Raw genomic sequence first — 24,039 nt, 5'->3', positions numbered from 1 at the left:
CGTGGCGCAGGAAATTACCTAACACCACGCGGGTTGAGACTCTGTTGCAGTCCGCAGCCTTATGCTTCCATGTCCAGCTGTTCGCATTCAGCTCCCAAGGCCGCATTAATGTCGGCGATGAGATGCTCTGGCACCTCGGCCTCCACGCGCAGAATCAGCACAGCATCAGATTCCTGTTTACCGTGCGTAAGAGCGGCTGCCACGATGTTGATTCCCGCAGCACCCAACTTGGTTCCTACCGTCCCCAATGCACCTGGGGCGTCCGCGTAGCGGAAGAAGAGGTTGCGGCCGGTCGCACGCATATCTACGCCGCGGCCGTTGATGCGAATAAACTTTTCGGTTCCATCGATGCCGATAAGTGCGCCGGTGAGCGAGGAGCTCTCGCCATCGGCGCCAATAACCTTCACCTGCAGGGAAGAACGATGCCCCTTGGACTCCGTATTAGTAGTTACCTCCACCTCTACCCCGCGACTTTTTGCGATCTGCATTGCATTGACAAAGGTCACCGGCTCCGAAGTAACGCCGCTAAACAGGCCTCGGACAGCAGAAAGTCCTAGCACTTCTACGTCTTCGGTAGACAACTCGCCGCAGGCCTCCACTTCAACGGCAACGGGGGCCTGACCCAAAAGGCGGCCAGCAGTAAGTCCTAGCTTGCGGGCGAGGTCCAACCAACCAGCAACCTCTTCTCCCACTGTCCCGCCAGAGACGTTGACAGCATCCGGCACAAACTCTCCTTCGAGAGCCTTCAAGACCGACTCCGCTACATCTGTTCCCGCGCGGTCCTGGGCCTCTACAGTGGATGCGCCTAGGTGCGGGGACACGGTGACTTGCGGCAGCTTAAAGAGCGGAGAATCAGTGCACGGTTCCGTGGAATAAACGTCAAAGCCCGCACCTCGATGATGTCCCGACTCGATAGACTCAGCCAGGGCCGCCTCGTCTACCAAACCGCCTCGCGCTGCGTTAATGAGAATCTGTCCTCGCTTCGCCTTGGCCAAAAGTTCTCTATCAAACATTCCTGCAGTCTCGGGAGTCTTTGGCAGGTGAATGGTCACGAAATCGGAACGCGACATCAGTTCTTCCAGCTCAACCAATTCCACGCCCAGCGCCGCCGCGCGAGCCGGGTTGGCATAGGGATCGTGCGCGACAATGGTCGTCTCAAAGGACTTCAGACGCTGGGCAAAGAGCTGGCCAATGTGTCCGAAGCCGACAATGCCGATGGTCTTTCCGTAGACCTCTACGCCCTTGAAAGAAGAGCGCTTCCACTCCCCTTCGCGCAGGGACTGGTCGGCCGCTGGTATCTGGCGCGCCGTCGCTAAGAGCAGTGCAACTGCCTGTTCACACGCAGAGTGAATATTCGATGTTGGCGCATTGACCACCATGACGCCCTTGTCTGTGGCCGTCGGAATATCGACATTGTCCAGTCCTACCCCGGCACGGCCCACAATCTTGAGCTTTGTGGCCGCTTCCAATACCTCTGCATCAACGGTTGTGGCAGAGCGCACCAGCAAAGCCTCTGCATCCGGAACCGCAGCGAGGAGCTCCGCACGGTTCGGCCCATCTACCCAACGAACCTCAACGGAATCCCCCAGGGCCGCAACTGTAGATTGAGCTAATTTATCGGCAATGAGAACTACCGGCTTCGACATATCTTCCTTCGCTTAAGTGAAATGCGGTGCACGCGGGATGTCCGCGTGTCAAGGAAGTGTAGTTCAGTCGGGGTTGCCCTGCTTGATTTTTGCCTTAAATTCTTTCACTCGACCGAATTCCGGCCCCAGGGCCACTAGGGCGCCATCCTCTAGGCCGGCAACAGCGGCCATACTGTGTTTATCCTGCAACGGATCGGCAGTCGGCATCACCAAAACCCTTCCACCGTAGGCCGCCGCCGTAATGACGTTTGCGATGGGGCTATCTTTAGTTGCGACGATATTCGGCGCCATTTGGCCGTCCCTGCGGGACTGCGCTGGTATGGGGTTCTTCTTTTTCTCATCAGTGCGCGCCTCGCCTTCATACGGCACCCACGCAGGGCGCAGCTCCACTTGGGGAGTCTTATCCAAACGCGCGATATCCTTCACCATCTGTTCTGGGGAAGCAACCACCTTGGAGCCGTACTGGAATGCCGTGAACTCCCCCAATGCTTTATGCGTTCCCGGATCCTTGATCACGTTGAAGTCCCCAGATGTTTCCGTCCACGGCACGTCTCCAATAACCACCAAGCGACTTACCCCTAAGTCCGTGAGCAGCTTATGGATTTCCAAACGCCTATCATCGTCATACTGCACCGCCGGCAAATGCTGGTTTACCGCCAAAGTCGCTGCTCGAAGGGTTGATTTATCATCCCCTGCGAAAAGGACCAGGGAATCCGAGTCTTCAAAAAATAGGCGGCTGGCTTCAATCCCAATGGTGTCATCGACAATGACAAACCTTTGATCAAATTTCGGGTCAATGAGCCGATTTTGGTTTTCCGCCTTGGCCTTGTTGAGGTCAATTTCAGACTCGTCCAAATCGGACAAACCACGTTTGACCAGCCTGGATTCTGTGACCGAAGTGCCACAGGCTGATAGCGCTAGTGCAGCAACCAGCACTGTGGCTGCCAAGCGCACAGATTTAGCGATCAAAAGCTTGCGGACCTTCCTCTCCACCACAAAGGTTTGTTTCATCCACATCACGAATAACGGGTTTACCTAAAGCATATTCCACGATGTCCAAGAACCTATGGCGGCGATCCGCAAGGAATTCACGCGGCTGTGATGCGCGCAGATAATCCAGATTCATTTCGTGAGATGCTAGCACCTCATCAAATTGCACATCTTCCATGATGGACTTGGACTGAACGCGGGGAAGGTAGCGGTTAGGAGCGAAACCGTCGAGCACCACCTCGGTACGCTTGCCCATCGGGGTGTAGTTCATGACTGACTCTGCCAAAACGGGATCAACTCCGTGGCGCTTGCACCAGTTCAGAGGAAACACGGGGAAGAATCCTGGCTTCAGCTCTTCAAACGTATGGCGATTGAAGGCCTTTCCGGTGCGCCAGTCCTTCGCGCCGCGCGCCATGAGAAGGGCGTAAAGGCCATGCCAGACACCGTCTTTGTCATCTACGGAAAGCAGACGAGATTCACGGAAGGCGGCATCGGTGACAGTTTTCGGAGCCTCATCCGTAGCACCGGCTACCCATTCGGTGACCTCATCGACGTCGCGAGCAGCGCGCAGCTGCACCGCAGAAGAACCGTAGAGCTCGCCAAAGACACCACACCAGAACCACTGGTTGATGCGGTCCCACGACTGCTGGGTAGACAGCGCTCCCCCGCGCTTAGCCAACCGGGCGATGATGACTGCCAGGGGAACGATCTGCTCATTAAACGGAACTTGGTCCATGCTAAGGATGCAGCGCTGCGCGAGGAACTCGGAGACTTCGCGGAAAGTAATGCGCAGATCGTTGGCCGCCGACTTGTACTCCGCCAAAGACAACTTCAAAATATCCTCGCGCTGGCCACCGGCACAGCCCTTTTCGCCGGAGACCAGAAGCGATACTGCGGAAAGAAACTCGGTGCGCCCAATTCCATCCAAGGCTGGGGACTTACGCAGGTCCTTTTCCACTTCCTGCCAATCAGCGGCCAAGTGAAAGCTGGGGTCCTCAGAGGCGAAAACGGCAGTAAGAAGGTCAAATACGTCCATCTGCAGACCAGCCGAGTTTGCTTGGGCAAAAATCGAGCCGATGCCGGCTCGCTCCGTCTCGCGGGAAAGTCGAATCATTGGCAGGTCATAACCGGACAATGGCCGAATGATGCGATTATTAAAAGCCGCCAGTTCTGCACTGTATTCCTGCTTGGTTGCTGCAAGTTCAAAGAGCATGCTGACGCCGTTTTCGCTCAACAACGAAGCTACGGGAATGCACATATTCTCTAGTGCATCTTCACGCGATAGGATGTCGCCCTCAATTGCCGGTGCGAAGTGCGAACGAATCTTACCGTCTTGATTGACCGCGAAGATGGCGTCATCCGGCATGAGATCACCGCGCACGGCCGCGCGAATATCGATGAAAAAGCGGCGGTGAATCTTCTTCTTGCGGAAGTCAGTGGTGTCTACGAAGCCTTCGCCGTTGAAGCAGTGATACAGGGTGGTCAGGCGTTGTTGCCCGTCCAACAGGAGCAAGCCGGGGTCGACGCCAGTGTCAGGTGCGCCCGCAAGGGCACGGGGACGAAAGCGCATCTTTTCGTTTCGGGTGTCAAGAGCCATGAGCGCGCCGATGGGATAGCCGCGCAGCACGGAAACAATAAGAGATCGAATACGATCTTCATCCCAGGCATAGCTGCGCTGGAAGTCAGGTAGCTGGATATCCCCGCGATCAATTCGTGCAAAAAGGTCTTTGAGATCATAGCTTGGCGTCGTAAAACCCATGGCCCTCATCCTACTCCCCGCACCGGAGTTTTACCTGACACAAATAAAGCAAAACCCACGGTAAACATGCCTGTTCACCGTGGGTGTGCGCCACAGACGCCGCCTGTTATTCCTAGGCAGTAGCATCCAGCGGGTTCTTGACCCAGCTCATCAAATCGCGCAGCTTGGTGCCGGTCTTTTCAATTTCGTGCTGCGCAAATTCCTCACGCAGACTCTCCAGCTCCTTGTTGCCGCCCTCAATATTGGCCAGCAGGCGCTTGGTGAAGGTGCCGTCCTGGATATCGGACAAGATATCCTTCATGCGCTGCTTGGCATCGGCATCAATAACACGAGGGCCAGAAATGTAGCCGCCAAACTCGGCGGTATCAGATACCGAGTAGTTCATGTTGGCGATGCCGCCCTCAAACATCAGGTCCACGATGAGCTTCATCTCGTGCAGTACCTCAAAGTAGGCCATTTCCGGCTCGTAGCCAGCCTCAGTCAGAACCTCGAAGCCGGTACGAATCAGGAACTCTACGCCACCGCACAGGACGGCCTGCTCGCCAAAGAGGTCAGTAACCGTCTCTGCTTCGAAGGTAGTCGGGATAACGCCGGCACGCGCACCACCGATAGCTGCTGCATAAGACAGGGTCAGATCATGGCCTTCGCCCTTAGGATCCTGTTCGGTAGCAATCAGGCACGGAACGCCCTTGCCGTCAACGAACTGGCGGCGAACCAGATGTCCAGGGCCCTTAGGGGCAACCATGCCGACAGTGACATTGGCCTGTGGTTCAATCAGCTTGAAGTGAATATTCAAGCCGTGTCCGAACAGCAGCGCATTGCCATCTTCCAGATTGGGGGCAATTTCATCTTCAAAGATCTGCTTCTGAGAGGTATCTGGTGCCAGCAGCATGATTACATCCGCCCACTTGGCAGCCTCTGCAACGGTCTTGACCGCAAAGCCTGCCTCCTCAGCCTTTTCGGCCGACTTGGAGCCTTCACGCAGACCAATAACAACCTCCACGCCGGAATCGCGCAGGTTCTGCGAGTGCGCGTGCCCCTGGGAGCCGTATCCGATAACGGCTACCTTACGACCCTGAATGATAGACAGATCCGCATCATCGTCGTAAAAGGTTTCAATAGCCATGTTGTAGTCCTCAATTCTGTAGTGATTGTAAGTTCAATGAATCAACGTCCCACCTAGCACTGTACCACTGCATGAGACGCTATGCCCATATGATGGGATATAATTTCGCGGGGGTGCCATCGCCTTGGGACCACGCCCCAAGGCCACGTCACCAGACTGCACCAGCTCGAGCACACCGAATGGCTCCAGGACATCGAGAAGCGCCGCCAGCTTTCCAGGGGTGCCGGTAGCCTCCACGACCACCGATTCTTGTGCCACGTCTACCACGCGGGCACGGAAGATATTAACGGCATCGACCACCTGCGGCCGGTTGGCATTATTCGCAGCCACCTTGACCAGCATCAGGGCTCGCGCCACGGTCGAGTCCGTTTCGAGCTCCACCACCTTGATGACCGGCACAATCTTGTTGAGCTGCTTGGTCACCTGTTCCATAATCCTTTCGGAAGCATCGACCACGATGGTCAGCCGGTTAATCCCTGGATTTTCCGTTTGGGCAGAAACCAGCGAAATGATGCTGTATCCACGTCGGGAAAACATGCCCGTCACGCGCGACAAAATTCCCTCTACGTCTTCTACCAGGACCGACAGGGTATGCCGGGAAACGTCACTGGGGGCCATGCCTATACCTCCTGGATAGTCTCGTCGATATCGGCAGGAGTTTCTGCTGCCGATTCATTTTCATCAAACAGCGGGCGCAAGCCGCGGGCATACTGAATTTCCTCGTTAGACGCCCCACCACCGATCATTGGCCAGACTTGGGCATCCTCACCAACGATGAAGTCAATGACCACGGGGCGGTCATTGATTGCGCGGGCCCGTTCAATGGCCGGCACCACTTCTTCCTCACAGGTGACGCGGATGGCCTCGCACCCCAGCGCCTCTGCTAGTCGTACGAAGTCTGGGGTATAGACATCCCGTTCTCGCAGCTTGGTATTGGAGTAGTTCTCATTAAAAAACAGTGTCTGCCACTGACGGACCATGCCGAGGTTGCCGTTATTAATGACGGCAACCTTAAACGGAAAGCCCTCCAATGCCGCGGTGGTGAGCTCCTGGTTGGTCATTTGGAAGCAACCGTCACCGTCAATCGCCCACACCTCCTTATCCGGGCATGCTGCCTTGGCACCGAGGGCCGCCGGCACGGCATAGCCCATAGTTCCGGCACCGCCGGAGTTGATCCAGGAGCGTGGGTGTTCAAAGTCAATGAACTGTGCCGACCACATCTGGTGCTGCCCCACACCGGCACAGTAGATAGCCTCAGGACCTACGGTTTCACTCAGCTTTTCCAACACAAATTGGGGATTGAGCTGCCCATCCGGAGTGGGATCATAGCCACGGGGGAACCGTTTCTTGAGCCTATCGAGGTAATCTCGCCATGGGCCTACCTGCGGAGAATTCACCGCGGAGTTTTTGCGGTACTCCTTTAAGAGACCTGCCAACACGTTGCGGGCATCACCCACGATTGGCACGGCAACGTCGCGGATTTTCCCAATTTCAGCCGGGTCAATATCAGCATGAATTACCTGGGCCCCAGGGGCAAAAGTGGAGGTATCACCGGTTACTCGATCATCAAATCGCGCGCCGATAGTAATCAACAGGTCAGCTCGCTGCATGGCCGCAACTGCAGGGACGGTGCCATGCATGCCCGGCATCCCCATGTGCAGCGGATGAGATTCCGGAAAGGCACCTAAGGCCATGAGCGTAGTCACGACGGGGATTCCGGAAAATTCCGCAAACTCGCGCAGCTCCTTGGCCGCCTCAGCCTTGATGACACCGCCACCGGCATAGATGACCGGCTTTTCTGCCTGTGCAATGAGCTCAACCGCTTGCACGATCTGGCGATGATGCGGCTTGGTCGTCGGTTTATATCCAGGCAGATCAAACGTAGCCGGGAAGGAATATTCCAATTCATCGTTTTGCACGTCCTTTGGGATATCCACCAAGACCGGCCCCGGACGGCCCGTAGAAGCCAGATGGAATGCGGCTGCAATGGCAGCTGGAATCTGGCTGGGTTCTGTCACGATGTAGTTGTGCTTGGTAATCGGCATCGTCACGCCGCGGATATCGGCCTCTTGGAAGGCATCGGTTCCCAATAGGTTGCTGCCCACCTGGCCGGTGATGGCGACGATGGGAACGGAGTCCAGGTTTGCGTCGGCAAGCGCTGTCACTAAGTTGGTCGCACCCGGCCCGGAGGTGGCAATGCATACGCCTACCTTGCCGGAAGCTTGGGCATAGCCTTCGGCAGCGTGGCCGGCACCCTGTTCATGGCGGGTGAGCACGTGCCGCAGCTTGGTCGAGGTGTGCAAAGCATCGTAAAGAGGAAGCACGGCACCGCCTGGAATGCCGAAGACGAGATCGGTTCCCAAGTCTTCGAGAGTGCGGACAATGGCGTGGGCACCACTCATCCGCTCCGGAGCGTGGGCGCGTGAGGCCGCAGCCACCGAAGCGGGCGTGGGCGAAGTTGTCGTAACCACGGTTAATGTGCTCCTTGAATTGGTCTTTTACAGGTCCTGATCATCATCGATACCGGCCCCAGATATGAACAAAGCCCCCGCGGGCTTGTCTGTCTGCGGGGGCGAAATGCGTCGACGTCATCGGTCGTCGCGGTCACCACCGCGTTGGTACTACCTGAAGTCGAATAATGATCATGGGCATGACTATACACTGATAGGTATTGCGCACGTGCCGATTACCCCCTTTTGGGATCACATTCCCATGTGATGGGACACGCCTGAAAAATAGGTTCGCCCTTGCCCGCCTAAGTGAATTAGGCTTGCACACTATGACTCCACCACCTAAGGACAATAAACCTCGTCAGTCCACCACCCAGGCAGAGGTTTTCAAGCCATCCCGCGACCATATCCTGGGCATCCTCATCCTGTCCGCCATTGCTCTGCTGAGCATCGGATGGGCCCCCAAATACCTCGCATGGCTGTTCATTATCCCCATCCTCGGATTGTGGTGGGTCATAAAATCCCGCACCAAAGTCTCCGAATCCGGAATCGCTATCTCCTACGCCTTCCGGAAGAATATCCAGATCGCATGGGACGATTTTGCCGGAATCGGCTTCCAACGCGCCCGCGCCTTCGCTCGCACCACGGCCGGCGCGGAGCACAGCTTGCCCGGCGTTACCTTTAACTCGCTCCCGCGACTTTCGGAGGCCTCCCGCGGCCGCATCCCTGATGCCCTTACCCAGGGCCGTGAAGCGGCAGATGACAAGGTGGTCATTGTCCACCGTGACGGCCAACAAGTCCTCCTCAGCAAAGAAGAGTATGAGGACTACCTCGAGCGCCACCCCGAGCTCAAGCCTTCGGCCGAAAACTAAATACGCCGCCTACACTCCCCCACATCCCTTGAAGGAATGGTGACTGAAAACCATGTTCCCGCTGCGTTCAAAAGTAACTACCGTCGGCCGCCAAGCCTCTGGCGCCCGCGCCCTCTGGCGGGCCACCGGCACCAAGGAAAATGACTTTGGCAAACCGATCGTCGCCATCGCCAACTCCTACACCCAATTCGTCCCCGGCCACGTACACCTTAAAAACGTTGGCGATATCGTCGCCGACGCCGTGCGCGCGGCCGGCGGCGTACCCAAGGAATTCAATACCATCGCCGTCGATGATGGCATCGCCATGGGACATAGCGGCATGCTCTACTCGCTGCCTTCACGCGAAATCATCTCCGATTCCATCGAGTACATGGCCAATGCCCACACTGCCGACGCCCTGGTATGTATCTCTAATTGCGATAAAATCACCCCGGGCATGCTCAATGCGGCGCTGCGCCTGAACATTCCCACTATCTTCGTCTCTGGTGGACCGATGGAGGCCGGCAAAGCCGTCGTGGTTGATGGCGTCGCCCACGCCCCCACCGACCTCATCACCGCCATTACCGCCTCGGCCAACGACGCGGTATCTGATGAAGACTTAACCCAGGTAGAGGAATCCGCCTGCCCCACCTGCGGCTCCTGTTCTGGCATGTTTACCGCCAATTCCATGAACTGCCTGACCGAGGCACTCGGCTTGGCACTGCCTGGCAACGGCACCACCCTGGCTACCCACACGGCCCGCCGCAGCCTATTTGAAAAGGCTGGCTCCACCATCGTCGATATGTGCCGCCGCTATTACGGCGAGGAGGACGAGTCCGTTCTCCCCCGCAATATCGCCACCAAGGAAGCCTTCACCAATGCCATGGCGCTAGACATGGCCATGGGCGGCTCCACCAACACCATCCTGCACACGCTCGCAGCCGCACAGGAGGGCGAGGTGGATTTCACCCTCGATGACATTAATGACATCTCCTACCGCGTGCCCTGCCTGTCCAAGGTCGCGCCCAATGGCACCTACCACATTGAGGATGTCCACCGCGCTGGCGGCATCCCCGCCATCTTGGGCGAGCTTCGCCGCGCCGGACACCTGAACTTGAAGGTGCATACGGCGCTCTATGACAACGCCGAGCAGTGGCTCGATGCCTGGGATATCCGCAACCCGAACGCCACCGATGAGGCCCGCGAACTGTACTACGCCGCACCGGGCGGCGTGCGCACTACCGAACCATTTTCCCAATCCAACCGCTGGGACGAGCTCGATACTGACGCCACTAATGGCTGCATTCACGACGCCGATCATGCCTTTTCTTCCGACGGCGGCCTGGTTGTCCTGCGCGGAAACCTGGCTCCAGACGGTGCCATTGTGAAGGCAGCGGGCGTTGAAGAAGAGCTGTGGACCTTCTCCGGACCTGCCCGAGTGGTGGAATCCCAGGAGGAGGCCGTATCGATAATCCTGAATAAGGAAGTCCAACCCGGCGACGTGGTGGTCATTCGCTATGAAGGCCCGTCCGGCGGCCCTGGCATGCAGGAAATGCTCCACCCAACCTCCTTCCTCAAGGGCGCCGGTTTAGGCAAGGCATGCGCCTTGATTACCGACGGCCGCTTTTCCGGCGGCACCTCCGGCCTGTCCATCGGCCATATCTCCCCGGAGGCAGCCCACCAGGGCCTTATCGGGCTCATCGAAAATGGCGACACCGTCACCATCAATATCCACGAGCGCCAACTCACCCTCGATGTGGACGAGGACGTGCTGGAGCGCCGCAGAGCCGCCCAGGAACAGCGCGAGCAACCGTGGACTCCAGTGAACCGCAACCGCCCCATCACCAAGGCACTGCGTGCGTATGCAGCCATGGCCACCTCTGCCGATCGCGGCGCGGTGCGCGTGGTCGATGGCCATGTGAATTAGCCAGTATTAACTGCTAAATCCCTGTGAGCCTCGGTGGGGTGCACGCCCGTTTACCTGCAGATCGCATAAAGTGTACTGCGATGAAACTCGCGCGCACCCCATTTTTCCGTTATGCCTTAGCTCTGCTGGGCCTCATTTTTGGCGCCAGGAAGGTTGTTCAAGACACCCGCATCACGGACTTTCCCATTGACATGGTGGTCTACCGCGAGGGTGTCAAGGCCTTCCTTGAGCACCGCTCCGTCTATAGCGAACCCATGTTAGCCGGGGACATTGAACTTCCCTTCATTTATCCACCCTTTGGCGCGCTCGTCATGGTTCCGCTCACGGCCTTTGACGGCATTGACCACGATATGGCGGGCGACATCATGGTCGTCCTGTCCGATCTGCTCCTGCTCGTCTGCCTCTACTTTGTCTTCAAGGCGGTGCTGAAGAAGCCGGAGTTCCTCTTACCCATTACCGCCATTGCCTGGGCCATTGCCTTGCGCTTTGAGCCGGTTGACCTCAACAATGGTTTTGCGCAGATCAATATCGTGGTGATGACGCTGGTTATCCTCGACCTGGTTCCACGCAAGCGCTTCTTGCCCCAAGGTATCTTGATTGGCCTAGCCGCCGCTATCAAAATTACCCCGCTGGCAATGCTGCTCTACTTCCTCGTGCGCAAGGAATGGAAGCAGATTGCCACGGCCTTCCTTTCCGCAGTCGCTGCCACGCTGCTTGCCGCAGCCTTCCGCTGGGACGCGTTCGTGGAGTTCTTCAGCTCTAAATTGCTCGATATGGGCTCTGGCGGCGATTTCGGCGTGGCAACCGACTACCAGTCCAATAGTTCCATCAAGGGCGCTATTCAGCGCATGTATTCCTCTTCGGAAGCCATGGAGGCCAATGGACTGACCATCAACCTTGCGTGGCTCGCAGCCTCCCTCGTGGTTGTTGCTATCTCGGCGTGGCTTATCAAGCGACTGTGCGAGGAGCATCTGCTTGTCGACGCCCAATTGGTCACCGCCCTCACCCTCCTCCTCATCTCCCCTGTTTCCTGGTCGCACCACTGGGTCTGGCTCACGCTCATCATCCCGGTCTTTGTCTACCGCGCCTGGACCTGGCTGCCGTCAGGTTGGGCCGCGGGCAGCCTCCTGACCGTCCTTATCGCCTGGGCAGCCATGCTACTGACAGTTCCACCTAAGTGGTGGTGGGGCGATCAAGTCGATGTCCACGCCATGGAGCGCTACCAAAAGTTCTGGGTGGATGACTTTGTCTGGCTCACCGTGCTTACCGTCGCACTTTTCGCAGCCGCTTTCTATGCCTCCCAGCGCATTACCCAGAACTCGAGTACCGCTACTCCTGCCCCGCTAGTGTCTTAAGCGCTGCAAGGTGCGAATCGAATGCGGCCTTACCTTTTGCCGTGAGCATCACCCATACCGTGTCCTTGCCACGCGAGGACCCGTACTCGCGAAAGCGACTGATATACCCCTCTTTTTCCAGTGCGCTTAGCTGCTTAGACAGCGTGGCATCGGATTGATTCACCTTGTCTCGAATCGCGGCAAAGCGCATCTCTTTGTTGATGGCGCCTTCCACTGCTCCAGCCGCGTTGAGCACCGCACAAATTTTAAAGCGATTAAGCGGGTGGATTACTGGATCGAGCTCATTCATCGCCGCTTGCCCGCTTGCCACTTGCACTGTCCCGCGTGGACAGATCCATCGCACCGGAATTGAAAACCCAAAATACAGCGATGCCCCACAGCGTGAATACTACAGCCGCAGTGGCCAGGTGTCCTTCGAGGAAGATCTGGGGGAACGTAGGGCAAAATATCAGAATGATTCCGAAATAGTATTTCTTATCCGGCTGCGGCTGGGCGAAGGGATCTTGCCTATAACCTGCGCGCACGTTGCGCTTCTGAGCGCCAACCCAGAGAGCCACTCCCACGCAGACCACCACTAAACCAAGGGACAACCACCACGGTATGCCATTCCCCCATTGGCTCAAGATAAACCAAAGTACCGCCAACGCTGCAGCAAACAAGGCATTAAGCGCAGTCTTCCGTCCGTCGCTTTGCTCCTTCTCCACTTCCTCGTTGAAGGACAGTGCCTCGTGCACGCTTTCATCCATTCTCGCCGTTCCTTTCACCTTCGACTTTTCGTTGTTTTCCACTTTAGAAAGTATCATACTTTCCGCCATGGAAAGCAAGAGCAAAAGAAAATCCGCCGCTATTGCGACGGACAATCTATTAGCGCCTAGTTCAACGGATTAACGCCTGCGCCGAAGAACCAGAGTGCGGCGAGGATGGCGATGCCGATGAGAACAAAGGCCCAGGAAGTACCCAGCGGGCGGCGTGCCCAGGAACGCTTGAAGTCTAGGGAGATAAAGCCTGGGCCAGTAAACTGCAGGCCCACTGCTATGACAAAGAGGACCAAGGAAAGCCATACGGATTCCGGCCAGCTAAAGACATCCAGGCCGGCATCGGTCTGGGCGAGCTCGTGGACGGCGGTAAAGCCGGTCACCACCAGACCAAGCATGGCAGCCAGCGGCGTAATGAGGCCGAGCAGCAAGAAGACACCAGCGATAAGCTGCATGGTCGGCACCGCGATAGACAGTGCGGTATCCCATGCATAGTTGGCAAAATCGCCTTCCAGGCCGGACAATCCCTCACTATCGCCAAGGGTAAAGAAAGCCTTTGCACCGGCGACGATAAGGTAAGCGCTCAGCGCCAAGCGGATGAATAGAAGGCCGAAGTCGATGGTGCCGCGGCGACCATAGCGCTGATAGCCTTCCTTTTCTTCTTGTCCCGCCTGTAGGCGTGCCTCGCGCTCCTCTGCGGTTTCGGTGCTGAGGGTGCTCTCCACGGGGGCGTCGGCAGTAGCAAGTTCCGTCTCTTGCTCTGTGCTAGCCTGCGTGGTGGACTCCGGCTGCGCGAAGGCTACGGTCTCCTCGCCTGCACCGCTGTCCTGACGTGCGGCTTCATTTGCACTGGAATAGGACAGTACCTCGGTTTCCGGGTGGTCCTGCTGCGCCTGGGAAGGCTTGATCTCCTGCGGCTCGGCGCGGCCGGCGCGCTCGAAGAGGCCCGGCTTAGATTTCTCCTGGCCGGAGACAGAATCCTTGCTAGCGGGCTTCGCGTTGTATGTAGGCACGTCCATATCCTCATCAAACGGGGTGGCTTTATCCGGTTGCTGCTTATCGCTCATAGCTCCAACTTAGGGCACGTGCCTGCACTTTTGTGGTACCCACCACGGCGCGCCGCACGAGCTTGCGCGCTATGTGGCCACCAAGCCGCTCGCAGCTTCGATGACCGAACGCGTAAGTTCACCCAATACCTCCGATTCCAATCGCCAACGCTGCCAGTAAAGGTCGATATCGAGCGGGGAGTCGTCGAGAAGCACCAGCTCTTTTGCCGCCAGTAGGGGCAGCGCTTGAGCTTGGGGCAGCAATCCCCACCCCAGGCCAACGCGAACGGCCTCGAGGTAGCCCTCGGACGAAGGGATCTGTGACACCCGGGCACGCACCACGGACGAATCAATGAAGCGCTCCCGCATCGCATCGTCCAAAACCTGGTCGTTAGGCCCATATCCCACCAGCGGCATGGTTTCCCAGGTCAAGCGGCCACTATGAAAGCTTTCTGCAATATGCGGCGCCGCGACTGGGAAGTAACGCATCGTACCCAAAAAGCTAGACTCACACCCTGAGACCGGTGTGGCTTCCCTCGTTACCGCGCCAAGCACATCTCCACGCCGCAACATGGCCAGGGTGCGGGCCTCATCCTCAATCCGGATGCGCAGGGCGACATCACCTCGCCGCGCGGTATCGCTAAGCACCCTGCGGAACCATGTCGCTAGGGAATCCGAGTTCACAGCGACTGAGAGCGGGACCCGGGCCAGGCGGTGGCCTAGGCGGGCATCCGTCTCTGCCTGTACCAACGCCATGCGGCGTGCGGATTGCACCAAGATCTCCCCCGCTTCTGTCGCGGTTACCGGGGTAGCACGGCGAAGGAGCACTCGACCGGTGCTCGACTCTAGGGCCTTAATTCTTTGGCTTACCGCAGACGGCGATATACCGAGTACGGCAGCGGCAACATCGAAGCTGCCTTCGTCCACGATGGCAAGCAAAGTTTCTAAGTGCACCGGGTTCATGAAGCTATTCTAAACCAACTGTAGATTCATTAACTGGACTAATTCAGGCCAGGAATTCACACTGGAAGGCATGTCCATCGTGCTTGCTGGTTTCTTCCTGGGATTATCACTCATCGTGGCCGTCGGCCCGCAAAATGCCATGCTGCTCAAGTACGGCATTCGCCGCGACCACATTGGCCTCATCATTGTCGTCTGCGCGCTTTCCGACGTCATCCTGATCACCTCCGGCACGGCCGGCGTGGGCTATTTGGTAGAAAAGTTCCCCAACGCCCTGCAGGTTTTGAAATATGTTGGCGCCGCTTACCTGGCGTATTTCACCTTTACCTGCTTCCGCGATGCGTTCAAGACCAAAGGCGAGGCCATCGAGGTGGAATCCACGCAGCCGAAGGCACCGCAGGAAGTCGCTTCCTTCGATGGCTCTAGGGCGCGCAGCACGACCAAGACTGCAACTCGCGTCGAGATCAAGCGCTCCCCTTCATGGGTTAAGCCGCTATTGACCGCCCTGGCCTTAACATGGCTCAACCCAGGCGCCTACGTAGACGTAGTGGTCATGCTCGGCAGCATTGCTAATCAATATGGTGAATCGGGGCGCTGGCTTTTCGCCGTGGGTGCAATCTGCGCCAGCTTCACCTGGTTCCCCTTCATCGGCTTTGGCGCGGCGCGCTTCTCCCACGTGCTGTCCCGACCCACAGTGTGGCGCTGGATCAACTTCGGCATCGGCGTCATCATGATTGGCCTAACGCTCAAGTTGCTCCTGCTCTAGGGAACGAGCACCACTGCGCCTAGTCGCCGCGAACGCGGGAGGCGGTGGCGCCTGCCCAGCGGTTGATGCCGGCGTCATGGGCGGCGTCGTCAATCGCAGCCAGCTCCTCCGCGCTGAAGTCAAGCTTGTCCAGCGCGCCCAGGTTGTGCTCGAGCTGCTCCACAGAAGAAGCACCCAACAGCGCCGAGGTAAGCGTGCGATCGCCCTGATCACGCAGCACCCACGAGATGGCCATCTGAGCCAGAGACTGCCCGCGCTCGCCTGCAATATCGTTGAACGAGCGGATCATGGAAAGGTTTTCCTCATTGAGCCAGTCCTTTTCCAGGGTCTTATTCTTCGCCGCACGCGAATCTGCAGGGATGCCGTCGATATAGCGGTCCGTCAGCATGCCCTGTGCCAACGGGCCGAAGCCGATAACGCCCAGGCCAGTGCGCGCCGTAACATCAAGCAGCGACTCGCCGTCTTCGCCCGGGCGCTCAATCCAACGATTCAGAATGGAATAGCTGGGCTGATGAATCAGCAGCGGGCAGCCCTCATCTTCCATAAACTCCACGGCCTCATCGGTGAGCTCCGGGCCATAGGAAGAAATGCCCACATACAGGGCCTTGCCGGAGGCTACGATATCGCGCAGTGCATACAGGGTCTCCTCCAGCGGGGTATCCGGGTCCGGACGGTGGTGGTAGAAGATGTCCACGTAATCCAAGCCCATGCGCTTCAGAGAAGCGTCCAAGGAGCTCACCAGGTACTTGCGGGAGCCGCCGAAACCGTAGGGCGAATCATTCATTACCCAGCCGGCCTTGGAGGAGATGATCATTTCATCGCGGAAGGGACGAAAATCACGGGCGAAGATGCGTCCGAAGTTGTCCTCTGCGGCGCCTGGTTCAGGGCCATAGTTATTGGCCAAATCGAAATGAGTAATCCCCCGGTCATACGCCGCGCGCAGGATGTCGCGCTGCGTGGCCAGGGGACGGTCGTCACCGAAGTTCTGCCATAGGCCAAGGGAAATGGCCGGCAGCTTCAGCCCAGAGTTGCCTACTCGGCGGTACTCCATCGAATCATAACGGTCAGATGCGGGTGCATAGATACTCATGGCACCCCATTGTCCGCTTAATTCTTGGAATTGTCAGCCTTTGGCAGCTCCTCATCTTCCTCAGGGTCGCCGGATGCGCCGGTTTCTTCGACCCACTTTTCAATTTCTTCCGGGGTGCGGTCAGTTTCTACCGCATCACGCTCGGTGTAGTAAGAGTGATCGTGGCGATTTTCTTCGTACTTTTCCTTGTCAAAGTCCACGTCGTCGTCGCCATCGAGCTCTTCGGTGACTTCCTCCACCAGCTCATCATAGAGGGCCTCATTGTCCATATTGGAGTCCTCGATGTGCTGGCCAATTTCATCGTCGTAGCGCTCGGCGTCGTAGTCCTTGTCTGGGTGCAGCTTCAGGTGCATGAGGGCACGTACGCGCTCACGGCGCACGGCCTCATCCTGGATCTGAGACTGGCTGCGGAACCAAGCAAAGACCAAGATGGCCACCATCAGAATGCCCATGTAGCCGATGACTGGGTAGATGTAGTTCATCAGGGTCTTAAAGCCGGCGAAGGACACGGCAAAACCGGCCAAGCAGCCAACGATAAAGATAACCGGGAAGCGCTTCTCATGACCGGCAGATAGGCGCTTGCCCAAAGCGTAGAACATGCCGATAGCAGTATTGAAGATCATCAAGTAGATGATGACCGCCATGATGGAGCCGAGCGTCGGGTTAACGCTATCTACCAGAGACAGCATCGGAATATCGGAGCCCTGTGCCTTGTCCGAGTTCATCAGCAAGGAGAATCCGGCAAGGCCCATCATGATGGAGTAGATGACGCCGCCTACAACGCCGCCCCAACCGGCCTCGCGCGGACTAATATTATCGCCACCGATAACCAGGGACATGGACACGGCGAGCATCAGGGCAAGGCCGTTGTAGTTGAGTGCGGAAATGAGCCAGTTACCAATCGGGGTGTCGATCTGGCTGGAGGCATCCATAGCTGCGCCGATGTCATCCGGCATATTGAGGCCGGTGTAGATGGCCACGCCGATGACCGCAATGATGATGGTCGGCGTTACGGCACCAATAACCTTGGATACCTTGTCCACGTCGAGCATGCCGACAATCAAAACCAAGACCAGCATGAGCGTGGAGCCGATCCAAGTCTTCCAGCCAAATTGCTGCTCCATATTGGAACCCGCGCCAGCCAACATCACAAAGCCAATAGCAAAGAGGGTGATGATGACCGCGATGTCCAGCAACTTGGAGACGATCGGGTGGGTGACATTGCGAAAAACGGTGTTGTGCTCAGAAGCGTGGAAGTAACTGCCCAGCTGCAAGAACACGGTACCGGCAAGGGTCATGATGAGTGCGGCGATAATGATGCCGGGAATACCCCAGGAACCGAAGGCGGTGAAGTACTGCACCACCTCTTGGCCTGTGGCAAAGCCGGCGCCGACCAGCAAGCCCACGAAGGACATAGCGATGGCGATAATGTTTTTAGAAGACACAGTTGCCTAACTTTTGTAGCGAATATCTCTCGCATACTAGTGTGCGCGGCCCCTTGTCCCCCACTCCCCCAGCACGTGGGCAACACAACACCGATATGCGTTCCTTAAGGAATGGTACGTAAGTGACCCGTTAAACACCTACTGGCACATACCGATGTTGTGATAAATCACATTTGGGGATGCAGCGAAATCAACCTAACGCTTTAGTCGTCGAAGGTCGCGGTATCAATCACGAAGCGGAACTTTACATCGCCTGCCACCACGCGCTCATAAGCGTCGTCAACATCGTTAACGCCGATCTTTTCAATGACGGCGCCGATACCGTGCTCGGCACAGAAGTCCAGCATCTCCTGGGTCTCTGCAATGCCGCCGATGTTATTGCCCGTAAGCACCTTGCCGCCGCCGACGAGGCTGCTCATGTGTACTCCCAGCTCCTCCGGCGGAAGTCCCACAACGGACATGATGCCGCGCGGCTTCAGCAGCTGTAGATAGTCATTGAGGGAGTACTGGGCAGAAATGGTGGACAAGATGACATCGAATTCGCCACGGTGGTTGGCAAAGAAGTCTTCGTCCTCACCGGTGGCCAGAATGTGCTTCGCACCCAGCTCATAGGCTTCCTTTTCCTTGCGCAGGGAGCGGGAAATCACGGTTACTTCCGCGCCCTTTGCCGCAGCGATCTGCACACCCATGTGGCCCAAGCCGCCAAGGCCTACTACGGCAACCTTATCGCCTTCCTTGACCTGCCAGCGGGCCAGCGGCGAATAGGTGGTGATTCCGGCGCACAGCAGCGGGGCTGCGACGTCAAAGTCGATGCCCTCCGGGATGGTGCACACAAAGTTTTCGTTGACTACCACCTTCTGAGCATAGCCGCCTTGAGTAATGGTGCCGTCTACATCTTCGGAGTTATAGGTGCCCACATTGCCGTTCAGGCAGTTCTGCTCCTGGCCGTTGCGGCACTGTTCGCACTCGCCACAGGAGTTCACCAGGCAGCCCACGCCAACGCGGTCGCCCACCTTGAACTTGGTGACCTTATCGCCCACAGCTTCCACAACGCCGGCGATCTCATGGCCCACCGTCAGGGGGAAGTGGGCCTGGCCCCACTCGTTGCGGATCGTGTGAATATCGGAGTGGCAGATGCCTGCAGCCTTGATATCAATGACCACGTCGTCTTCTCGCGGATCGCGGCGCTCGATTTCTACGACCTTGAATGGTGCTTCAGGGCTTTCCTTTTGCAATACTTTGCTCTTAATTGTCATGCCCACGACCCTACGCGTAACCCCACTGACCTCGCCTAACGAAAATAGTCACCAACTCTAACGGGGAAGGAAAACCAAAAAGGCCAGCCACGCCCCTCTCGTTGAGGAGGGATAGACGCGGCTGGCTATGTGGGGGTCTTAGTTCAGCTTCTCTGCGATGAGCTTATTGACCTGGCCCGGATCGGCCTTGCCCTGGGTGGCCTTCATGACCGCACCCACGATGGCACCGGTGACCTTCTTATTGCCGGCACGGTACTTTTCCACAATGTCCGGGTTGGCGGCCAGCGCGTCATCTACGGCCTTCTCGATGGCGCCGTCATCGCGCACGACCTCCAAGCCGCGCTTTTCGACGACCTCGTCGACGTCACCCTCGCCCGCCAACACACCGTCAACGGCCTTGCGCGCGAGCTTGGTGGTCAGCTTGCCCTCATTGACGAGCGCGATAACGCGCGCCACGTGCTGCGGGGTAATGGACAGACCAGCAAGATCGGTCTCCTGCTCGTTGGCCTTGCCGGCCAGGTAGGAAACCCACCAGGAGCGCGCCTCGTCCGGCTTCGCGCCGGCCTCAACGGTATCCACGATGAGGTCGAGGGCGCCGGCGTTGACCAAGTCGCGCATCTCCTCATCCTTGATGCCCCACTCTTCCTGGATGCGCGCACGGCGAACCCATGGCAGCTCCGGAAGGGTCTGGCGCAGCTCTTCTACCCACTCGCGCGGTGCGATGACCGGCGGCAGGTCCGGATCGTTGAAGTAACGGTAGTCCTCCGCCGTCTCCTTTGGACGACCCTTGGCGGTGGTGCCGTCGGTCTCTTGATAGTGGCGGGTTTCCTGATCAATGGTGCCGCCATCTTCAAGCACCTGCGCCTGGCGCTGCATTTCGAAGCGAACCGCCTGCTCCACGGAACGCAGGGAGTTAATGTTCTTGGTCTCGGTGCGGGTACCAAACTCTTCCTGGCCCACCGGGCGCAGGGATAGGTTGGAGTCCACACGCATGGAGCCTTGATCCATGCGGGCGTCGGAAACGCCCAAGGCTGCAACGAGCTCACGCAGCGCGGAAACGTAGGCCTTAGCCACCTCGGGCGCGCGCTCACCGGCGCCAATGATCGGCTTGGTAACGATCTCAATGAGAGGAATGCCCGCACGGTTACAATCCACCAGGGATGCCGTGGCGCCGTGAATACGGCCGTCTGCACCACCGAGGTGGGTCAGCTTGCCGGTGTCTTCCTCCATGTGGGCACGCTCGATTTCCACGCGCCACTCGGTGCCGTCTTCCAGTACAACGTCCAGGTAGCCGTCATAGGCAATCGGCTCGTCGTACTGGGAAATCTGATAGTTCTTCGGCTGGTCCGGGTAAAAGTAATTCTTGCGGGCAAAGCGGGAGGACTCCGCAATGGAGCAATTAAGCGCCAGGCCAATCTTGATGGCGCCCTCCACGCCCTTGGAGTTAACTACCGGCAGCGCACCGGGCAGACCCAGGGAGACCGGGTCAACGTTGGAATTAGGCGCTGCGTTGAAGTTCGTAGGAGAGGTAGAAAACATCTTGGTTTCCGTATCCAGCTCTACGTGGACTTCCATGCCCATTACCGGTTCGAACTTTTCTAGGACCTCATCGAAGTCCATCAGGTCATACATCGCAGCAGTCATGCGTGCCATCTTAATACGTCCATGCGCCCGCGCGCTCACGCCCCTAAGCTGAATATTATGACTACACCACATAGCGTTGATGCCGCGCTTATCGATGCCCCATTGATCAACATCGCAGTCTTCCGCACTGCCCCTACCCCTGAGGAGGTAAGCGAACGCCTGACCACCACTTTTGGCGATCGCCTGGGAGATATCATGCCGGGCAAGAATCCGGGAAGCATCATGGTCGAGCTTGATGATTCCTTCCTATTGCACTACCAAGCCGTCGATACCCCTCCCACTCGCGATAGCTATGGCCTCCACCCCATTTTGAGCGCGGATTCCCGCGGCCTCGATTCCGCCACCGCACAAATCCTCGTATCCGTGCTTCCCCAAGAGACCGAAGATGATCGCGCGAAGCAATTCCGCGAGGCCCGCCGCGATCACCTTGAGCTACTCTCCAAGGCCACTGCGGTGGTAGCCGAGCACCCCGACTGCCTGATAGTCCATAACCCGCGCGGCAACGTTTCTATCGCGCCGAATACTTTCCTCGAGGCTTTTCGGGATAACCTTGCCCCAATGCACATCGCTCCGGTGTGGCTTACCCAAAAAGAAAACAAAATCTTGGGTTATACCGTTGGGCTGGTCCAAGCCGGACACCCTGAAGTCCAGGCGGCCACCGAATCCATGGATCCCACCGATCTCTATTACAAGCTGGCCAATATCGCAGACCATGTTCTGCAAGGCGCCACCGTCAAAGACGGCGACACCCTATCTTTCGAGCAAGACCAGCCCCCTCTGACCGTGCAGAAAGAGCCCTGGTTTGTAGACGAGTCCTATCCTGCGGTCACGATTAATTTTTAGGAGTTCTTCCGCCCTACTTCCGGGAATCCGAATAGCGGCAGATGGCTGCCAGCACCGCACCAGAGAGGTTGTGCCACACCGAAAAGACGGCACCTGGCAGGGCGGCCAATGGGTTCATATAGGTCGATGCCAGGGAGGTGGCCAAGCCGGAGTTTTGCATTCCCACCTCGACGGCCATGGTGCGCCGTGCGGCGACCGGCTGCTTGGCCAACTTTCCGGCTAGGTAGCCCAAGCCGTAGCCGCAGCCATTGTGGATTACCACTGCGGCAAAGACGAGTGCGCCGGCGGTAGCGATGGTGTCGTGCGCGCCGCTGACCACGATGCACACAATGGCGGAAATGGCCGCAACCGAGATCCACGGCAATGCCGCGTTAATCTTTGCCACCACTCGGGGAATCATCATGCCGATGAGAATGCCGGCGACAACCGGAATGAGCACGACCTTCACAATGGACCACGCCATGGCGGAGGCGGAGACCGGCATGTACTCCCCTGCCAGCCACAAGGTCAGCAATGGGGTAAGAACCGGCGCCAACAGGGTGGAAATGGACGTCATGGTCACCGACAGAGCCACATCACCGCGCGCAAGGTAAGACACCACGTTGGAACTCGTACCGCCGGGCGCGCAGCCCACCAAGATAACGCCAGCCGCTACAGCATCGGGTAGATCCATCACCGCGACCACCAGCAGCGCCACCAGCGGCATGATGACGAACTGCGCTACTACTCCGATGAGAACGGGCAGCGGACGGCGTGCCACCAAGGCAAAATCCACCGGCTTGAGGGTTAGGCCCATACCGAACATGACAATACCCAGCAATGGGGTGACCTGCGGGGCGAAGGAAGCTGCGGTCTCTGGCGCGAGGTATCCCACCACGCCACCGATAATCACGAGCACGGGAAAGCCTAGCGCTGCAATGAGCGCTTGGCGGTCTTGCGCTGAGGAGGGCGCAGCAGGCGCCTCCACCCGATTATCTGTCATGCTATCGATACTCATGGGCAAAAGAATACGCTCCCACCCAGTGGGAGCGCTATCTTAATATTCGAAAAGAAAGGGCTTCTCTAGCCAAAGAGCGCTTGGGCGTTGCGGTAACGCGTTTCCGGCACCGTCTTCAACGTGCCCACGGCATCTTCCAGCGGGACGAGGTCAATATCCTCACCATGGAGGGCAACGCACATGCCAGACTTGCCTTCGTGGATGGCGCGCGCTGCGTGCACGCCGTAGCGAGTAGCAAGCACGCGGTCATATGCCGTCGGCGTGCCGCCGCGCTGGATATGCCCCAGCACGGTCGTACGTACGTCATACCCGGTGCGAGCCTTGATTTCATCGCCGATTACCTGGCCGATGCCATTGAAAGTCTGGTGCCCAAACTGATCGACGCCACCGGCCTCGAAGTCCATCGTCCCTTCCTTTGGCAGGGCGCCTTCTGCCACGCAGATAATGCCGTACTTCTCGCCCATCTGGAAGCGGCGTTCCATCGCCTTCGTAATCTCCGCGATATCGAAAGGCTCCTCCGGTACCACGGTGTAGTGCGCACCACCGGCCATGCCCGCATGCAGGGCAATCCATCCCACGTGGCGGCCCATAACCTCCACGATCAGGATGCGGTTATGGGACTCTGCGGTGGTGTGCAGACGGTCGATAGCATCGGTGGCCACAGAAACGGCGGTATCGAAACCAAAGGTGTAGTCGGTGGCATTGACGTCATTATCGATGGTCTTCGGCACGCCCACTACCGGCACGCCGTTATCAGAAAGCCACTTTGCGCCCTTGAGGGTACCTTCACCACCGATGGCGACAAGGGCATCCACCCCGGCATCCGCCATGTTGGACTTAATCTGGTCAAGGCCTGCTTTAAACTTATCCGGATGCAGGCGGCCGGTGCCCAGGATGGTGCCGCCGCGCAACAGAATACGGTCGATTTCCGCATCGTCATAAAGATCACGCCGGCGGTCTTCCATCAGGCCCACCCAGCCGTCTTCATAACCTACAACGGTATCTCCAAATTCATTGGACGCGGTACGCACTACCGCACGGATTACAGCATTGAGGCCGGGGCAATCGCCGCCGGACGTTAAAACACCTAGACGCATATCTACCAATCTAGCGCGCGATTTTTAGGCCTGCAG

At 57.8% G+C, this 24,039-nt stretch carries 21 protein-coding genes; 5 read left to right on the top strand and 16 right to left on the bottom strand.

The window, feature by feature from the left end; genetic code table 11:
- Positions 1-59: 59 nt before the first annotated feature.
- From serA to QKD99_RS04300, 6 genes are all read right to left on the bottom strand, one after another.
- Positions 60-1,646, bottom strand: a complete 1,587-nt coding sequence (gene serA, locus QKD99_RS04325) for a phosphoglycerate dehydrogenase (RefSeq protein WP_347950809.1) — start codon at positions 1,644-1,646, stop codon at positions 60-62.
- A gap of 63 nt (positions 1,647-1,709) precedes the next feature.
- Positions 1,710-2,510 (bottom strand): hypothetical protein, encoded by an 801-nt coding sequence (locus QKD99_RS04320; protein ID WP_347950808.1) that lies wholly within the window; start codon positions 2,508-2,510, stop codon positions 1,710-1,712.
- Positions 2,511-2,604: 94 nt separating this feature from the next.
- Complete coding sequence (locus QKD99_RS04315) at positions 2,605-4,395, bottom strand: DUF262 domain-containing protein (protein ID WP_284867805.1); 1,791 nt, start codon at positions 4,393-4,395, stop codon at positions 2,605-2,607.
- Between the two features lie 112 nt (positions 4,396-4,507).
- The gene (gene ilvC / locus QKD99_RS04310; RefSeq protein WP_239278007.1) at positions 4,508-5,521 is read right to left on the bottom strand and encodes a ketol-acid reductoisomerase; all 1,014 of its coding nucleotides are present in this window, start codon (positions 5,519-5,521) and stop codon (positions 4,508-4,510) included.
- 33 nt (positions 5,522-5,554) lie between these two features.
- On the bottom strand, positions 5,555-6,139 hold the full coding sequence (ilvN, locus tag QKD99_RS04305) for an acetolactate synthase small subunit (protein WP_347950807.1): 585 nt from the start codon (positions 6,137-6,139) through the stop codon (positions 5,555-5,557).
- A 2-nt stretch (positions 6,140-6,141) separates the two neighbouring features.
- Positions 6,142-7,992 carry an acetolactate synthase large subunit gene (locus tag QKD99_RS04300; RefSeq protein WP_284867804.1) on the bottom strand — a complete coding sequence of 617 codons (1,851 nt, stop codon included), beginning with the start codon at positions 7,990-7,992 and terminating at the stop codon, positions 6,142-6,144.
- A 308-nt stretch (positions 7,993-8,300) separates the two neighbouring features.
- On the opposite strand from QKD99_RS04300, the gene QKD99_RS04295 reads away from it, so the two are divergent.
- The 3 genes from QKD99_RS04295 to QKD99_RS04285 all read left to right on the top strand — a co-directional run bounded on the left by QKD99_RS04295 (position 8,301) and on the right by QKD99_RS04285 (position 12,104).
- On the top strand, positions 8,301-8,843 hold the full coding sequence (locus QKD99_RS04295) for a PH domain-containing protein (RefSeq protein ID WP_347950806.1): 543 nt from the start codon (positions 8,301-8,303) through the stop codon (positions 8,841-8,843).
- A 52-nt stretch (positions 8,844-8,895) separates the two neighbouring features.
- Positions 8,896-10,749 (top strand): dihydroxy-acid dehydratase, encoded by a 1,854-nt coding sequence (gene ilvD / locus QKD99_RS04290; protein ID WP_347950805.1) that lies wholly within the window; start codon positions 8,896-8,898, stop codon positions 10,747-10,749.
- An 80-nt stretch (positions 10,750-10,829) separates the two neighbouring features.
- On the top strand, positions 10,830-12,104 hold the full coding sequence (locus QKD99_RS04285) for a glycosyltransferase family 87 protein (protein WP_347950804.1): 1,275 nt from the start codon (positions 10,830-10,832) through the stop codon (positions 12,102-12,104).
- On the opposite strand, the gene QKD99_RS04280 is transcribed toward QKD99_RS04285, so the two are convergent.
- The 4 genes from QKD99_RS04280 to QKD99_RS04265 form a co-directional block, all read right to left on the bottom strand.
- A complete protein-coding gene (locus QKD99_RS04280; protein WP_250410889.1) occupies positions 12,079-12,393 on the bottom strand; it encodes a transcriptional regulator in 315 nt (104 codons plus the stop codon). The genes QKD99_RS04285 and QKD99_RS04280 overlap by 26 nt on opposite strands.
- Positions 12,386-12,964: a hypothetical protein gene (locus QKD99_RS04275; protein ID WP_284766242.1), complete on the bottom strand. Its 579-nt coding sequence runs from the start codon at positions 12,962-12,964 to the stop codon at positions 12,386-12,388. The genes QKD99_RS04280 and QKD99_RS04275 overlap by 8 nt, the downstream gene beginning before the upstream one ends.
- A gap of 11 nt (positions 12,965-12,975) precedes the next feature.
- The gene (locus QKD99_RS04270; protein ID WP_347950803.1) at positions 12,976-13,926 is read right to left on the bottom strand and encodes a DoxX family protein; all 951 of its coding nucleotides are present in this window, start codon (positions 13,924-13,926) and stop codon (positions 12,976-12,978) included.
- A 69-nt stretch (positions 13,927-13,995) separates the two neighbouring features.
- Positions 13,996-14,868: a LysR family transcriptional regulator ArgP gene (locus tag QKD99_RS04265; protein WP_284766244.1), complete on the bottom strand. Its 873-nt coding sequence runs from the start codon at positions 14,866-14,868 to the stop codon at positions 13,996-13,998.
- Positions 14,869-14,938: 70 nt separating this feature from the next.
- On the opposite strand from QKD99_RS04265, the gene QKD99_RS04260 reads away from it, so the two are divergent.
- On the top strand, positions 14,939-15,631 hold the full coding sequence (locus QKD99_RS04260; RefSeq protein ID WP_284766245.1) for a LysE family transporter: 693 nt from the start codon (positions 14,939-14,941) through the stop codon (positions 15,629-15,631).
- 19 nt (positions 15,632-15,650) lie between these two features.
- On the opposite strand, the gene QKD99_RS04255 is transcribed toward QKD99_RS04260, so the two are convergent.
- The 4 genes from QKD99_RS04255 to gatB all read right to left on the bottom strand — a co-directional run bounded on the left by QKD99_RS04255 (position 15,651) and on the right by gatB (position 21,066).
- Positions 15,651-16,721, bottom strand: a complete 1,071-nt coding sequence (locus QKD99_RS04255) for an aldo/keto reductase (RefSeq protein ID WP_347950802.1) — start codon at positions 16,719-16,721, stop codon at positions 15,651-15,653.
- Positions 16,722-16,738: 17 nt separating this feature from the next.
- Positions 16,739-18,166: a hypothetical protein gene (locus tag QKD99_RS04250; RefSeq protein ID WP_347950801.1), complete on the bottom strand. Its 1,428-nt coding sequence runs from the start codon at positions 18,164-18,166 to the stop codon at positions 16,739-16,741.
- Between the two features lie 203 nt (positions 18,167-18,369).
- Complete coding sequence (locus tag QKD99_RS04245; protein WP_347950800.1) at positions 18,370-19,422, bottom strand: NAD(P)-dependent alcohol dehydrogenase; 1,053 nt, start codon at positions 19,420-19,422, stop codon at positions 18,370-18,372.
- A 138-nt stretch (positions 19,423-19,560) separates the two neighbouring features.
- Positions 19,561-21,066 carry an Asp-tRNA(Asn)/Glu-tRNA(Gln) amidotransferase subunit GatB gene (gene gatB, locus QKD99_RS04240; RefSeq protein ID WP_250412317.1) on the bottom strand — a complete coding sequence of 502 codons (1,506 nt, stop codon included), beginning with the start codon at positions 21,064-21,066 and terminating at the stop codon, positions 19,561-19,563.
- Between the two features lie 57 nt (positions 21,067-21,123).
- Here gatB and QKD99_RS04235 point away from each other — a divergent pair, with 57 nt between their 5' ends.
- Positions 21,124-21,909 carry a DUF4261 domain-containing protein gene (locus QKD99_RS04235; protein ID WP_347950799.1) on the top strand — a complete coding sequence of 262 codons (786 nt, stop codon included), beginning with the start codon at positions 21,124-21,126 and terminating at the stop codon, positions 21,907-21,909.
- 13 nt (positions 21,910-21,922) lie between these two features.
- Here the strand turns inward: QKD99_RS04235 and QKD99_RS04230 are convergent, their stop codons facing one another.
- Both QKD99_RS04230 and QKD99_RS04225 read right to left on the bottom strand, forming a co-directional pair.
- Entirely contained in the window at positions 21,923-22,906 is a 984-nt protein-coding gene (locus tag QKD99_RS04230) for a bile acid:sodium symporter family protein (RefSeq protein WP_347950798.1), read from the bottom strand.
- A gap of 65 nt (positions 22,907-22,971) precedes the next feature.
- A complete protein-coding gene (locus tag QKD99_RS04225) occupies positions 22,972-24,003 on the bottom strand; it encodes an ATP-dependent 6-phosphofructokinase (protein ID WP_284766251.1) in 1,032 nt (343 codons plus the stop codon).
- Positions 24,004-24,039 lie beyond the last annotated feature (36 nt).

This window comes from Corynebacterium sp. c3Ub_189 (genome assembly GCF_039907195.1).
GTDB lineage: Bacteria > Actinomycetota > Actinomycetes > Mycobacteriales > Mycobacteriaceae > Corynebacterium.
This window is presented reverse-complemented; position numbering and strand designations above follow the sequence as displayed.

What these genes read in the sequence shown, in the direction of transcription:
- QKD99_RS04295 (WP_347950806.1), top strand. Translation starts at nt 8,301, where the DNA reads ATGACTCCACCACCTAAGGACAATAAACCTCGTCAGTCCACCACCCAG.
- QKD99_RS04280 (WP_250410889.1), bottom strand. Translation starts at nt 12,393, where the DNA reads ATGAATGAGCTCGATCCAGTAATCCACCCGCTTAATCGCTTTAAAATT.
- QKD99_RS04285 (WP_347950804.1), top strand. Translation starts at nt 10,830, where the DNA reads ATGAAACTCGCGCGCACCCCATTTTTCCGTTATGCCTTAGCTCTGCTG.
- QKD99_RS04265 (WP_284766244.1), bottom strand. Translation starts at nt 14,868, where the DNA reads ATGAACCCGGTGCACTTAGAAACTTTGCTTGCCATCGTGGACGAAGGC.
- QKD99_RS04270 (WP_347950803.1), bottom strand. Translation starts at nt 13,926, where the DNA reads ATGAGCGATAAGCAGCAACCGGATAAAGCCACCCCGTTTGATGAGGAT.
- QKD99_RS04245 (WP_347950800.1), bottom strand. Translation starts at nt 19,422, where the DNA reads ATGACAATTAAGAGCAAAGTATTGCAAAAGGAAAGCCCTGAAGCACCA.
- gatB (WP_250412317.1), bottom strand. Translation starts at nt 21,066, where the DNA reads ATGACTGCTGCGATGTATGACCTGATGGACTTCGATGAGGTCCTAGAA.
- QKD99_RS04230 (WP_347950798.1), bottom strand. Translation starts at nt 22,906, where the DNA reads ATGAGTATCGATAGCATGACAGATAATCGGGTGGAGGCGCCTGCTGCG.
- QKD99_RS04225 (WP_284766251.1), bottom strand. Translation starts at nt 24,003, where the DNA reads ATGCGTCTAGGTGTTTTAACGTCCGGCGGCGATTGCCCCGGCCTCAAT.
- QKD99_RS04315 (WP_284867805.1), bottom strand. Translation starts at nt 4,395, where the DNA reads ATGGGTTTTACGACGCCAAGCTATGATCTCAAAGACCTTTTTGCACGA.
- ilvN (WP_347950807.1), bottom strand. Translation starts at nt 6,139, where the DNA reads ATGGCCCCCAGTGACGTTTCCCGGCATACCCTGTCGGTCCTGGTAGAA.
- QKD99_RS04260 (WP_284766245.1), top strand. Translation starts at nt 14,939, where the DNA reads ATGTCCATCGTGCTTGCTGGTTTCTTCCTGGGATTATCACTCATCGTG.
- QKD99_RS04235 (WP_347950799.1), top strand. Translation starts at nt 21,124, where the DNA reads ATGACTACACCACATAGCGTTGATGCCGCGCTTATCGATGCCCCATTG.
- serA (WP_347950809.1), bottom strand. Translation starts at nt 1,646, where the DNA reads ATGTCGAAGCCGGTAGTTCTCATTGCCGATAAATTAGCTCAATCTACA.
- ilvC (WP_239278007.1), bottom strand. Translation starts at nt 5,521, where the DNA reads ATGGCTATTGAAACCTTTTACGACGATGATGCGGATCTGTCTATCATT.
- ilvD (WP_347950805.1), top strand. Translation starts at nt 8,896, where the DNA reads ATGTTCCCGCTGCGTTCAAAAGTAACTACCGTCGGCCGCCAAGCCTCT.
- QKD99_RS04255 (WP_347950802.1), bottom strand. Translation starts at nt 16,721, where the DNA reads ATGAGTATCTATGCACCCGCATCTGACCGTTATGATTCGATGGAGTAC.